We start from the raw sequence: 14,016 nt of genomic DNA on the forward strand, positions 1-14,016 counted from the left end.
TTAGCTCGCGTTCGTATCGCCAGCCGGCGTTATCGCAGCGCGCGTCGCGAAACGATGCAGCGCGAGGAAGATCACGGGCGTCGAGAACAACGTAAGCAACTGGCTCACCACCAGCCCGCCGATGATCGCAATGCCAAGCGGCTGCCGCAGTTCATGCCCCATGCCCGTGCCGAGCGCGAGCGGCAGTGCGCCGAACAGCGACGCACAGGTCGTCATCAAAATGGGCCGGAAGCGCAGTTCACACGCGCGGCGCATCGCGTCGCGTGCGGCAAGACCGAGCTCGCGTTCCTGTTCGAGCGCGAAGTCGACCATCATGATCGCGTTCTTCATCACGATGCCGACCAGCAGCACGATGCCGATCAAGCCAATGATGTCGAGTTCGCCGCCGCACAGCAGCAGCGCAGCGAGCGCGCCGCATGCAGCGGACGGCAGCGTCGAGAGAATCGTCAGCGGATGCACGAGGCTTTCGTAAAGGATGCCGAGCAGGATATACACCGCGACCAGCGCGCCGATCAGCAGCAACGCTTCGTTCGACATCGACGTGCTGTAGAGCTGCGCGGCGCCTTCCAGGTTCATCTGCACGCTCGCGGGCGCATCGAGTTTCTTCTCGATCGCTTCCACGCGATCGACGCCCGTGCCGAGCGTCACGCCATCCGCGAGATTGAACGACACGTCGGCGTACGGAAACTGCGCCTGGCGCTGGATCGTCAGCGGTGCAGCGCCAACCGTTGCTGTCGCGATGCTCGACAACGGCGAAAGCGAAGTGGACGTGCTGCCCGAAGTCGAAGTCGAAGACGAAGAAGACGTAGACGAAGCACTCGTTGTCCCGACATACAGCCCATCCAGCAACGCCATCGGCGACTCGCCAACCAGCCGCACATCAGCGCCGATCGTCACGTGATACTGGTTCACGTGTGTATAGATGGTCGAAATCTGCCGGTCACCGAATGCGTCGTACAGCGTGTTGTCGATATCCTGCGCCGTCAGGCCAAGCCGCGACGCCGTCGCGCGATCGAAGTCGAACTTCAGCACGTTGCCCTGCTGCTGCGCCTGGCTTTGCACGTCGGTGAACATCGGATCGGCGCGCAGTGCGTCGAGCAGACGCTGCGTCCATTCGTTGAGTTCCGTGCGATCGGTCGCCTGCACGCCGATGCGGTAACTGTTCGCGTTGATCTGATCGTCGAGCGTCAGATCCTGCACGGGATGCAGATAGAGCTTCAGGTCCGCGCGCTGCGCGGCGTCGCGCGTGAGCCGCTGAATCACTGTGCGGCTCGCATCGCCATCCTTCAGCGTGATGAGCATGCGGCCCTGGTTGATAGTCGGATTGTTCTGGTCGATACCGACGAACGACGAGACGCTGGCCACGGCGCTATCGTTCGCGACGCGGCCCGCCAGCGTGCGCGTCGACGCCGCCATCCGTTCGAACGACGCGCGCGGCGAACCGAGCGAAATCCCTTCGATCAGCCCGGTATCCTGCTCCGGGAACAAGCCTTTGGGCAGCAGCACGAACAGCACGCAAGTCAGCAGCGTCGTGATGACGACCATCACGAGCACCGTCACACGATGCTCGAATGCCCAATCAAGCGCACGCAGATACCCACGATTCAAACGCGCAAGCCAGTCCTTCGCGGAGGCATCGCTGTCGCTCGCGGCATGATCGGCACGCAGCATGCGGGCGGCCATCATCGGCGTGAGCGTCAGCGAAACCCATGCGGAAATCACGATCGCAATCGCCAGCGTCAACGCGAATTCGCGGAACAGCCGGCCGATCACATCGGGCATGAAGAAAAGCGGAATCAGCACCGCGACCAGCGCGACCGAGATCGACAGAATCGTGAAGCCGATCTGTCTCGCGCCTTTTAATGCTGCGTCCAAAGGCGTTTCGCCGTTTTCGATGTGACGCATCACGTTTTCGAGCATCACGATCGCGTCGTCGACCACGAAGCCGGTCGCCACCGTCAGCGCCATCAGCGTGAGGTTGTTGACCGAGAAGCCGAGCATGTAAATGCCCGCCACCGTGCCGACCAGCGCGAAAGGCACCGTGACAGCAGGAATCAGCGTGAACTCGAGCCGCCGCAGGAACACGAACACGACCATCACGACGAGCGCGATCGCCGCGGCCAGTTCCATCTTCACGTCATGCACGGAAGCGCGTATCGTCTGCGTGCGGTCGCTCAGCACGTTGATCTTCACGGTCGCGGGCAGCGATGCGCGCAGTTGCGGCAACAACGCCTCGATCCGGTCCACGACTTCGATCACGTTCGCGCCCGGCTGCCGCTGCACATTGATGATGATCGCGGGCGTCGCGCCGCTCCATGCGGCCTGGCGCGGATTTTCCGCAGCCTCCGAGATCTTCGCGACATCGGCGAGACGAACGGGCGCGCCGTTGCGATATGCCAGCACGAGGTCCTGGTAATCGGCGGCGGACGTGAGCTGGTCGTTCGCGTCGATCGTGAAGGCCTGCAACGGGCCGTCGATCGTACCTTTCGCGCTGCTCACGTTTGCATCGCCGACCGCCGTGCGCACGTCTTCGAGCGACAGGCCCATCGCGTTCAGCGCACGCGTGTCGGTCTGCACGCGCACGGCAGGCCGCGCGCCGCCCGACAACGTCACCAGCCCGACGCCCGACACCTGCGAGAGCTTCTGCGCAATGCGCGTATCCGTCAGGTCTTCGACGCGCGTGAGCGGCAATGCATCGGACGTGACGGCGAGCGTCAGCACGGCCGTATCGGCGGGATTGACCTTGCTGTAGACGGGCGGATAAGGCAGGTTGGTCGGCAGCGTGCTGTTCGCGCTGTTGATCGCGGCCTGCACTTCCTGCTCGGCTTCGTCGAGATTGGTCGAGGTCTGGAACTGCAGCGTGACCAGCGACACGCCAAGCGAACTCGTCGAGTTCATGCGCTTGAGCCCCGCCATCTGGCCGAACTGCTTTTCGAGCGGCGCGGTGACGGACGTGCTGATCACATCGGGCGATGCGCCCGGATACTGTGTGTAGACCTGGATGGTCGGATAGTCGATCTCGGGCAGCGCGGACACAGGCATCAGCCGGTACGCGATCAGACCGATCAGCAGCAGGGCAAGCGTCATCAGACCGGTCGCGACAGGACGGCGGATGAACGGGCGGGAAATATCCATCGGTATCGGTTGCGTCTATAGCGCGTCAGTTGCGCACGATCTTCACGGCGCTGCCGTCGTCGAGCTTGTCCGCGCCGTCGAGCACGATTGCATCGCCCGCTTTCAGGTCGCCCTTTTCGATCACGGTCGCGTCGTTGTACGCGACGCCCGCCGTCACATGGCGCAGCGCGACCTTGCCGGCGCCCTGTTTTGTGTCGGCGGCGCTGAGCGTCAGCACGAAATCGCCGGATGCGCCGTGCTGGATTGCGACCGTCGGCACAGTCAGCGCGTCGTGCAACGTGCCGACCGTCATTCGCACGTTGACGAAGCGGTTCGGGAACAGCCGGCCGTCGCGGTTCGGCGCGCTTGCCTTCAACTTCACCGTGCCTGTCGTCGTGTCGGCCTGGTTATCAATGGCAGCGAGCGTCGCGTGGTCGAGCACGGTGCGCTTGTCGCGCGCGAAAATCTCGACGGGCAATGCGCCCTTGTCGTGGAATGCGTCGACGACGTCGCCCATCTTGTCTTCGGGCAGCGCGTAGACGACGGTGGTCGGCGAATCGCTGGTGATGGTCGCGATGCCGGTGGTGTCGCTCGTCGTCACGTAGTTGCCGGCGTCGGTGGACAGCAGGCCGATCGTGCCGTCCATCGGCGCAACGATCTCGCAGTAACCCACCTGCACCTGCAGATTCGCGACGCTGCCCTGATCGGCCTTGACGGTGCCTTGATACTGGCGCAGCGTCGAACGTTGCGTATCGAGCGTCTGGCGCGAGATCGAACCGCCATCGATCAGCGTTTGATAACGCGTCAAATCGGCCTGCGCATTGGCGAGCAGCGCCTGGTCATGTTCGAGCGTGCCTTGCGCTTCGAGCAGCTGCGCACGCAGCGCGCGCGAATCGATCCGCGCAATCGGCTGGCCTGCTTTGACGCGCTGGCCTTCCTTCACGAGCACGGCTTCGAGCGTGCCGTTGACCTGCGTCTTCACGGTGACGGTCGCGCGCGGCGTGACGGTGCCGAGCGCGTCGAGTTGCAGCGGCACGTCGGCGCGCGTCGCGCTGCCGACGGTAACAGGCGTCGCCTGCGCAACAGGATGCGGCGGCTTGTGGAACGCAGCGAACGCCTGCCAGACGATCACACCGGCAGCCACGATGCCTGCGGCAATCAACACTCGACGGATTGAACGATTGAATTTCACGCGATGTTTTGTCGGCACTCGGGCCGCTCAACGGTTTGCGAAACGGAAAAAAGAACGACGCCTCGAGGGCGTCGCCGGAAGGCAGCATGCCGCGTCTCACATGAGACGCAGCGGCTGTCCAGGAGGTAAGGTGAATGTAACTGCGGGCAAACGCGCCCAGGTTTAGCGCGCTTAGCAGATGTTTCCGTGTGTTACAGCGGCGCAGTGGCCGATGCGGACTGGGCAGGCTTGGCGTCTTGCTGGGCGTAGGGTGCGTCTGCGGCACGCGGGGTATCGCCCGTATGTTCGATCCATCCGCCGCCAAGATACTGATAGAGATCGACAAGATTGGTCAGCCGGTTCAGCGATGCCGTAATCAGCGACTGCTGCGCCGAATACAGGTCGCTCTGCGCCGTCAGCACGTTCAGATAGCTGTCCACGCCGTTGCGGTAGCGCAGATCCGACAGGTCGTAGCGACGCTGCTGCGACTCGACGTTCTCCTGCAGCGCCTTGATCTGCCTGTCGTAGGTGCCGCGCGCCGCCAGCCCGTCCGAGACTTCGCGGAACGCTGTCTGGATTGCTTTCTCGTACTGAGCGACGGCCACGTTCTTTTCGAGCGTCGCCAGATCGAGATTCGCGCGATTCTCGCCGCCCTTGAAGATCGGCACGGAGATGGTCGGCCCGAAGCTCCACGCCAGTTGCCCCGGCTTGAACAGGCTGCCGAGGCTCGCGCTCGCGGTGCCGAAGTCGCCCGTGAGCGAGATGCTCGGGAAAAACGCCGCGCGCGCCGCGCCGATGTTCGCGTTCGAGCCGATCAAGGTCGCTTCCGCTTCCATGATGTCGGGACGGCGCGTCAGCAGATCGGACGGCAGGCCCGCCGGGATATCCGCGAGCAGTTGCTGGCCCGCGAGCGGCAAGCCCTTCGGCAGGTCTGCCGGCAACGGCGCGCCGACCAGCAGCACCAGCGCGTTTTCGGCCTGCGCGCGCGAACGCTGCTGGCTTTCGTAGTTCGACTGCGCCTGCTGCATCGTGCCCGCCGCTTCGCGCAGATCGAGTTCGGAGCCGGTGCCTGTGTTGTACTGGAGCTTTGTCAGTTCGTACGAACGGCGCGCCGTCTCGTACGTGTTCTTCGTGCTTTCCAGCATTTCGTCGTAGGCGACGAGCGTCAGGTATTGATCGGCGACCTGCGAGACCAGCAGAATTTCTTCCGCCTTGCGCGCCTGCGCCGTCGAGAAATACGTCTGCAACGACTGTTCGGTGAGGCTGCGCACCTTGCCGAAGAAGTCGAGTTCCCACGAGGCGCTTGCGGCTACCTGATAATCGGAACCCACCGACGCGTGGCCAACATACGACAGGTCCTTCGGCGTGCGGCTGCGCGTGCCCGTGCCATCGACGGAAACCGACGGCATCAGGTCGGCGCGTTGAATGCGGTACTGCGCACGCGCTTCTTCCACTTTGAGCGCTGAGACGCGCAGGTCGCGATTATTCTGCAGCGCGAGTTCGATCAGCTTTTGCAGACGCGGATCGACGAAGAATTCACGCCAGCCGATGTCGGTCGCAGCGTGATCGCTTGCCGAGCGTGTTGCCTTAGCGGCAACGGGCTGATTGTCATAGACGCCGCCTTGCGGAAAGGTCGACGCGACGGGCGCGGCCGGACGCTCGTAAGTCGGCGCGAGCGTGCAGCCGGTCGCGAAGAGCGCGGCGGCGAGCGTCGCTAGTAGTGTTCTGTTCATATGCGTGTCCTTACTGGGCCGTTTCTTCTTCGACGTCGTGTTCGCTGCCGTGCGGCGTCGAACCGTCGCGCGAGAACTTCTCGCGGATCACGACGTAGAACATCGGAATCATGAAAACGGCGAGGAACGTGGCCGTCAGCATCCCGCCGATCACGCCCGTACCGATTGCGTGCTGGCTCGACGAACCCGCGCCGTTGCTGATCGCGAGCGGCAGCACGCCGAGCACGAACGCAAGCGACGTCATCAGGATCGGACGCAGACGCAGACGCGCGGCTTCGAGCGCGGCCTGCACAGCCGTCATGCCTTCGTTGATCTGCAATTCGCGCGCAAACTCGACGATCAGAATCGCGTTCTTCGCCGACAGACCCACCGTAGTCAGCAAGCCGACCTGGAAGAACACGTCGTTCTCCAGCCCGCGCAGGGTGACGGCGAGCAACGCGCCGATCACGCCGAGCGGCACGACCAGAATCACCGCGAACGGAATCGACCAGCTTTCGTACAGTGCGGCCAGACACAGGAACACGACGAGGATCGAGATGCCGTACAGAATCGGCGCCTGCGAGCCCGACTGACGCTCCTGGAACGACAGCCCGGTCCACTCGTAGCCGATGCCTTGCGGCAGTTTCGCGGCAATCGCTTCCATTGCGGACATTGCCTGGCCGGTACTCTTGCCAGCGGAAGCAGCGCCCTGGATTTCCACTGAGGAAATGCCGTTGTAGCGTTCGAGCTTCGGCGAACCGTAGATCCAGTGGCCCGACGCCACCGACGTCAGCGGCATCATCGATCCCGAACTGCCGCGCACGTACCACTTGCTCATGTCCTCGGGGTTCATACGGAACGACGGCTCGCCCTGCAGATAGACCTTCTTGATCCGGCCATCGGTATCGAGGAAGTTGTTCACATACGCCGATGCCCACGCAATCGAGAACGTCTGGTCGATATCGGACACGGTGACGCCGAGCGCCTGCGCCTTCTCGCGGTCGATATCGACCTTGAACTGCGGCGTATCCGACAGCCCGTTCGGGCGCACCAGCGCCAGCGACGGATCTTTCGCGGCCATGCCGAGCAACTGGTTGCGCGCCGCCATCAGCGCTTCGTGACCGAGACCGGCGTTGTCGGTCAGTTCGAAGTCGAAGCCGGAAGCGGTGCCGAGTTCGGGAATCGACGGCGGATTCACCGCGATCACGGTCGCATCCTTGTACGACGCGTAGTGGCCGAACACGCGGCCCACCAACGCCTGCACTTTCTGGTTTGCGTGCTGGCGTTGCGAGTAATCCTTCATCCGCACGAATGCGAGACCGGCGTTCTGGCCGCGTCCCGCAAAGCTGAAGCCATTTACCGTGAAGACCGAGTCGACCACATCTTTTTCGTCGTTGAGCAGATAGTCGGTGACGTTCTTCAGCGTGCGCGCGGTGGTTTCCTGCGTCGAGCCGGGCGGCGTCTGGACCAGCACGAACATCGTGCCCTGATCTTCATCGGGCAGGAACGACTTCGGCAGACGCATGAACAGGAAGCCCACAGCAACGATCACCACCAGATACAGCACGAGCCAGCGGCCCGAGCGGCGGATCACATGCTGCACGCCCGTGTGATACTTGTCGCGGCCGTTGTCGAACGTGCGGTTGAACCAGCCGAAGAAGCCCTTCTTCGTGCCGTGATGACCCTTCGGAATCGGCTTGAGGATCGTCGCGCACAAAGCGGGCGTGAGCACCAGCGCCACCAGCACGGACAGCACCATCGCGGCCACGATAGTCAGCGAGAACTGTCGATAGATCGCGCCGACCGAGCCGCCCGAGAACGCCACCGGCACGAACACCGCCGACAGCACCAGCGCCACGCCAACCAGTGCGCCCGTGATCTGGCCCATTGCCTTGCGTGTCGCCTCTCTTGGCGGCAAGCCCTCTTCGGCCATCACGCGCTCGACGTTTTCGACGACCACGATCGCATCGTCCACCAGCAGGCCGATCGCGAGCACGAGCCCGAACATCGACAGCGTGTTGATCGAGAAACCCGCCGCGCTCATGATCGCGAACGTGCCGAGCAGCACCACGGGCACCGCGATGGTCGGAATCAGCGTCGCGCGCAGGTTCTGCAGGAACAGGTACATCACGAGGAACACCAGCACGATGCCCTCGAACAGCGTCTTCACCACTTCTTCAATCGACATCTTCACGAACGGCGTCGTGTCGTACGGATACTTCACGACCAGACCGTGCGGGAAGTTCTTCGACAGTGCGTCGATCTTCGCGCGCACCAGCTTCGCCGTCTGCAGCGCGTTCGCGCCCGTCGCCAGCTGGATACCAAAGCCTGCCGTCGGCTGCCCGTTGTACTTGGTGTCGAAGTTGTAGTTCTCGCCGCCCAGATCGATACGCGCCACATCCTTGATGCGCACCTGCGAACCGTCCTGATTGACCTTCAGCAGGACATTGCCGAACTCGGTCGGCGTTTGCAGCAAGGTTGCCTGCGTGATGGTCGCCTGCAACACCTGACCCGGTACAGCGGGCGTGCCGCCGAGCGAACCCGCCGCGACCTGCACGTTCTGATTGGTCAACGCGGTTTCGACATCGACCGGTGTGAGGCTGTACTGGTTCAGCTTGTTCGCATCGAGCCAGACGCGCATCGCGAACTGCGAGCCGAACAACTGCACGGTGCCCACGCCATCGACGCGGCTCACCGGATCTTCGACGTGCGATGCGACATAGTTCGCCAGATCGTAGCGATCCATGCTGCCGTCCGTCGACACGAACGCCATCACCAGCAGGAAGCTGCTGCTCGACTTCGTGACCTTCGTGCCCTGCTGCTGCACGGATTCGGGCAACAGCGGCGTCGCGAGTTGCAGCTTGTTCTGCACCTGAACCTGCGCGATGTCGGGGTTCGTGCCTGCCGCGAAGGTCAGCGTGATGGTTGCGTTGCCGGAATCGTCGCTCGACGACGAGATGTACAGCAGATGGTCGAGACCGCTCATCTGCTGCTCGATCACCTGCGTGACGGTGTTTTCAACCGTTTTCGCCGATGCGCCCGGATACGTCGCGCTGATCTGCACCGCGGGCGGCGCAATGGTCGGATACTGCGCGATGGGAAGATTGAAAATCGAAGCGATGCCCGCGAGCATCAGAATGATTGCGATGACCCACGCAAAGATGGGCCGGTCGATAAAGAACTTTGCCATTAGACGCGCCCTCGTTACTGCGCGCTATGCGCATCGGACGCGGGCGCTGCTGCTGTCTGCGTGTTCGCGTCGGTGTTCGGCAGTTGCGCGGCAACTGTCTTCACGGTCATGCCCGGACGCACCTTGTCGACGCCCTGCACGATCACGCGATCGCCCGTTTGCAGGCCGCTTTCGACGACCCAGTTCGCGCCGTACGTGCCCGAAGTCACCAGTTGACGCGTGACGACCTTGCCGTCCGCGCCGACCACGAACGCCGTCGGGTCGCCCTTCTGATCGTGCGTGACACCCTGTTGCGGCACGACGAACGCCTGCTCGTTGACGCCTTCCTCGATCTTCGCGCGTACATACATACCGGGCAGCAACACGCGCTGCGCGTTGTCGAACAGCGCGCGCACGGTGACGGAGCCTGTGGTCTGATCGACGGTGACGTCGGAGAATTCGAGCTTGCCGGTGCCGCCGTACGGACGGCCATCTTCGAGAATCAGCGTGACCTTCGCGGCGTTCGGGCCGCTCGTCTTCAGGCGCCCTTCCTGCGCGTCGCGGCGCAGTTTCAGGCCAACGAGGCTCGATTGCGTGAGGTCCACGTAGACAGGATCCAGTTGCTGCACAGTGGCGAGCAGCGTCGCCGCGCTCGACTGCACGTAAGCGCCTTCCGTCACCGACGACTTGCCGATGCGTCCAGAGATCGGCGACGTCACGTCGGTGTAGCCGAGATTGATCTGTGCGGTGTCGACGGCGGCCTTGCCCGACGCGACATCGGCGGCGGCCTGGCCTTCCGAGGCCACGGCGTTGTCGTAGTCCTGCTTGCTGATCGCGTTCGCGGCGACGAGCACCTTGTAGCGCTCGGCTTCCGCGTGCGTCGAGGCGAGCGATGCCTGCGCCTTCGCAAGCGTCGCCTTTGCGCTATTCAGCGACGCGATATACGGCGCGGGATCGATCTTGTAGAGCGTCTGCCCGGCCTTCACTTCGCTGCCTTCCGTGAACGCGCGTTTCAGAACAATGCCATCGACGCGCGCCCGCACCTCAGCGACAAGATGCGCGCTGACGCGGCCCGGCAGTTCGACGGTCACGGGCACACCCGTGGGATTGACGGTGACGACGCCGACTTCGGGCGTCTGTTGAGGTGGCGCAGCGGGCTTGTCGCTGCACGCGGCAAACAGCGGAAGGACGGCGGAGATCGCGGCGCTGGCCGCGAGCATACGAAAGTTACGGTTCTTTAATAGCGCAGGCATCGTACAAACTTGTTTGAATTGAACGGAGCCGGCGCGCAACGAGCGTTGGTCCAACGCGCACCGACACGATAAGGTCGTGACGATAGGCGTTGTCAGCCTTTCGTGGGTTACAGCGCCCAGGCTGCCGTAAGACTTGTTAATCCAACGCGTCTCCGCGCCGACTACGATGCCCGCGTGATTCCTGCAGGAAACAGACGTATGAGAAGGACGAAGCAACAGGCGCTCGACACGCGGGCGAAGATCATCGACGCCGCCGAGCGGGTGTTCTTCGTGCGTGGCTTTGCGCGCGCGTCGCTGGAAGACATTGCGTCGGAGGCGGGCGTCACGCGCGGCGCGGTCTACGGCCACTTTCGCAACAAGGAGGCCGTGTTTCAGGCGATCTACGAATGCTCGGACATGCCGCTCGATCCGTTCGTCGTGCAGTCATGCGAGCACGATGCCGATCCGCTGCAGCATCTGCACGCGCAATTGCGCCAGCGTCTGCGCGATGCGCTGAATCTGCGTCGCGCGCGGCGTCTGTACAGCATTGCGACGATGAAATGCGAAGTGACGGCGGAAACGGCGGCGTTCTATGAGCGTGTGTCGATGGCGGCGTTGCGGGCCGAAGCGCAAATCGATGCCGCTTTGCGAGCCGCGTCGCTACGCGGGCAATTGCCGCCGGATGTCGACACGCGCGCGGCCGCTGGTTTCATCCACGCCGCATTGACAGGCTTTCTGCACAAGCGTTTGTTGATGTCGGCGGATACACGCGCCGATCTGGAAGCCGAGCAGACACTGGCTTCGGCGTTGCGCTGCGTGGGCGCCGATCGCGCGTTCGAACCCGCCCGGGCGTGACCCCGCAGCCTTTCGCACGTTTGTTCTAAACGGTTAAGATTTGGTAAGACTTGCTAAGTCCCCAGAACCGGGGTCGCGTGGCGTTGCGCTATAGTCTTACGCAGTCCCGATACCCGGCGGCAAGGACGCTGCCCCGCACCATGCGGCACAGCGCCGGCGCAGCCCCATCACATCATGCCCGACACGCCCATCCAGGTGCTGCTGGTCGACGACGACGCCGACCTGCGCGACCTGCTTCGCAACTTCTTCCAGCAACGCGGCATCGAATTTTCGGTGCTGCATGACGCCACGCATCTCGCGCGCAGACTCGAGCGCGAGCGGCCGTCCATCATCGTGCTCGATCTGATGATGCCCGGCGTCGACGGCCTCACCGCGCTCAAGCAGTTGCGCGCGAGCGGCGACACGATTCCCGTCGTCATGCTGACGGCGCGGGCCGACGGCGTCGACCGCGTGATCGGCCTCGAACTCGGCGCGGACGATTATCTCGGCAAGCCGTTCATGCCGCAGGAATTGCTTGCGCGCATTCATGCCGTGCTGCGCCGCCACAAGCTGCATCCTGAAGCGCCGCCCGCCGAGCATCGCGAGGCGCTCGTGTTCGGCCGCTTCCGGCTCGATTTCGCGTCGCGCACGCTGTTTTGCGACAACGAACCCGTCAAGCTGACGGGCAGCGAATATGCGCTGCTCGAAGTGTTTGCCCAGCATCCGATGGAAACGCTGTCGCGCACGCGCATTGTCGATCTGCTGCATGGACCCGATTCGGAAGTGACGGAGCGCGGCATCGACGTGCCCGTGTGGCGACTGCGTCGTCTGCTCGAAGACGATCCCGCTGCGCCGCGCCGCATTCAGACGATGCGCGGCATCGGCTACATGTTCGTGCCCGGCGAAACGGGTGAAGGTGGTGAAGGTGGCGATGGCGGCGAAGACGACGACAGCGCATCGCAATGAAAAACCCGTTCAATACGCTCTTCGGCCGTCTCGCAACGATGACGGTCGGCCTGATCGTGGCCGTGCATCTGATCTCGCTGACTCTCGTCGATCGCGAGCGCGGTCAGATCGACGCCGAGCATGCGCGCCGCGATGTGCTGCTGGCCGTGCAGGCAAAACACGACGGCGAGGCGGCCGCGCGGCATGTCGCGCAGACGCTGGGCATGGAATACATCGCCGAAGCCGACGTGGGCCGCTCGGGTTGTCCGAATGGGTGTGTGGGTTCGGATGCGCCATTCGAGCATGACCTGTTGCCGCGCATGCCACCCGACAGCCGCGTCGTGTTCGATCCGCACACGGGCTCGCTGTGGATACGTTACGGCAACGAGCCGTACTGGCTGTTCATGCGCAATGCGAATCTGCCGGGCATGCGCTTTGTCGGTTCGTCGCTGGTGATGCTGGTGCTTGCCGTTTGCGCGGCGCTATTTGCCGCGTGGCAGTTCCAGCGTCCGTTGCACCGGCTCGCAGACGCGGCGCGCGAATTCAGGATCGGCAAGCGCGTGCCGCCCGTGCACGAAAGCGGGCCGGCCGAAATGCGCTCGCTGATCGGCGATTTCAACCAGATGATGCGTGAACTCGCGCAAGCCGAGCAGGAACGGGCGGTGATGCTCGCGGGTGTCGCACACGATCTGCGTGCGCCGATTACGCGCATGCAGGTGCGCGCTGACCTGTTACCCGACGCCGCGAATCGCAGCGGCTTTTTGCGCGATGCAGAGTCGTTATCGCGCATCGTCACGCAGTTTCTCGACTATGCGCGCGATACCGCCGATCCGTCGCCGCACGCGAATGTCGATGCGCATTGCCGCCGTCACTACGGCGATGGTCTCGATGACGAAGCGCTTGTGCGTCTGCATCTGAATGCGGGTGAAGGTTTCAATCTGCCGCTTGTGGATCTTGACCGGATTCTGTCGAATCTGATTGAGAACGCTATGAATTATGGCGAGCCGCCTGTCGAGATTTCCACTTCTGCTGCTAATGGTGTTTATACGCTTACCGTGCGTGATCATGGCGTGGGGATTCCGCGCGATCAGCTTGAACGTGCGTTGCAGCCTTTTACTCGGCTTGATCCGGCGCGTGGGGGTGATGCGCATTGCGGGCTTGGGCTTGCTATTGTGCGGAGGCTTACGCGGTATAACGGTGGGCAGTTTGAATGTGGTAATGCACCTGACGGTGGGTTTTGTGTGACGTTGACGTTTGGGGTTGGAAGTTAGTGGTTTTTTGCTTTTGTTTTTGTTTTTGTTTTTGTTTTTGCTGGCATCCGCGACTTGCCTTCGTGCTTCAAGCGTCGCCCCTGTGCGGGGCGGCACCTACTTTTCTTTGCCGCGGCAAAGAAAAGTAGGCAAAAGAAAGCCGCTGAACACCGCTAATCCTTGTTCCTGCCTGAGGGCTCCCAACGGGTCCTCTCCTTCACACGGCAACCTGCCTTTCACCGCCCGCTGCCAACGCTTCGAATTGGCTCATCACCCGCTTCACACTCCCGCGTCGCCACACGCGCGATCGCATCGCCCACGTTCTATAGCGGCAAACTGTGTGTAGGCTGTCGCGGCTTATGCGCTCCACTCCGGACTGAAAAACACGATCGGTGTCGTAGAAACGCTGCCGGGTGAAGCACTACGACCTACACACAGTTTGCCACCTGGGCGGCCGCAACCATTCGCTGCCGCTTGCTGCGCTACGGGTGATTGACGCGGGTGAGGCGCTCATTCAAGGCGCTGGCAACGGGCATTGCATGGCAGATTGCCGTGTGAAGTGGAGGACCCGTTGGGGGCCCTCATGCGG

At 63.1% G+C, this 14,016-nt stretch carries 8 protein-coding genes; 3 read left to right on the top strand and 5 right to left on the bottom strand.

What is annotated here, in order from left to right; all coding sequences use genetic code 11:
- The 5 genes from G3O01_RS14595 to G3O01_RS14615 all read right to left on the bottom strand — a co-directional run bounded on the left by G3O01_RS14595 (position 1) and on the right by G3O01_RS14615 (position 10,386).
- Positions 1 to 3,135 (bottom strand): efflux RND transporter permease subunit, encoded by a 3,135-nt coding sequence (locus G3O01_RS14595; RefSeq protein ID WP_205805765.1) that lies wholly within the window; start codon positions 3,133 to 3,135, stop codon positions 1 to 3.
- Between the two features lie 25 nt (positions 3,136 to 3,160).
- Positions 3,161 to 4,306, bottom strand: a complete 1,146-nt coding sequence (locus G3O01_RS14600) for an efflux RND transporter periplasmic adaptor subunit (RefSeq protein ID WP_205805766.1) — start codon at positions 4,304 to 4,306, stop codon at positions 3,161 to 3,163.
- Positions 4,307 to 4,497: 191 nt separating this feature from the next.
- The gene (locus G3O01_RS14605) at positions 4,498 to 6,018 is read right to left on the bottom strand and encodes an efflux transporter outer membrane subunit (RefSeq protein WP_205805767.1); all 1,521 of its coding nucleotides are present in this window, start codon (positions 6,016 to 6,018) and stop codon (positions 4,498 to 4,500) included.
- 10 nt (positions 6,019 to 6,028) lie between these two features.
- Positions 6,029 to 9,187 (bottom strand): efflux RND transporter permease subunit, encoded by a 3,159-nt coding sequence (locus tag G3O01_RS14610; RefSeq protein WP_205805769.1) that lies wholly within the window; start codon positions 9,185 to 9,187, stop codon positions 6,029 to 6,031.
- A gap of 14 nt (positions 9,188 to 9,201) precedes the next feature.
- Positions 9,202 to 10,386 (bottom strand): efflux RND transporter periplasmic adaptor subunit, encoded by a 1,185-nt coding sequence (locus G3O01_RS14615; protein WP_277403036.1) that lies wholly within the window; start codon positions 10,384 to 10,386, stop codon positions 9,202 to 9,204.
- A 231-nt stretch (positions 10,387 to 10,617) separates the two neighbouring features.
- On the opposite strand from G3O01_RS14615, the gene G3O01_RS14620 reads away from it, so the two are divergent.
- From G3O01_RS14620 to G3O01_RS14630, 3 genes are all read left to right on the top strand, one after another.
- Positions 10,618 to 11,253: a TetR family transcriptional regulator gene (locus G3O01_RS14620; RefSeq protein ID WP_205805772.1), complete on the top strand. Its 636-nt coding sequence runs from the start codon at positions 10,618 to 10,620 to the stop codon at positions 11,251 to 11,253.
- A gap of 174 nt (positions 11,254 to 11,427) precedes the next feature.
- Complete coding sequence (locus G3O01_RS14625; protein WP_205805773.1) at positions 11,428 to 12,198, top strand: response regulator; 771 nt, start codon at positions 11,428 to 11,430, stop codon at positions 12,196 to 12,198.
- Positions 12,195 to 13,448 carry an ATP-binding protein gene (locus G3O01_RS14630; protein ID WP_205805774.1) on the top strand — a complete coding sequence of 418 codons (1,254 nt, stop codon included), beginning with the start codon at positions 12,195 to 12,197 and terminating at the stop codon, positions 13,446 to 13,448. Before G3O01_RS14625 ends, G3O01_RS14630 begins: the two co-directional genes overlap by 4 nt.
- Positions 13,449 to 14,016: the final 568 nt, after the last annotated feature.

This window comes from Burkholderia sp. Ac-20365, from assembly GCF_017104715.1.
Taxonomy (GTDB): domain Bacteria; phylum Pseudomonadota; class Gammaproteobacteria; order Burkholderiales; family Burkholderiaceae; genus Paraburkholderia.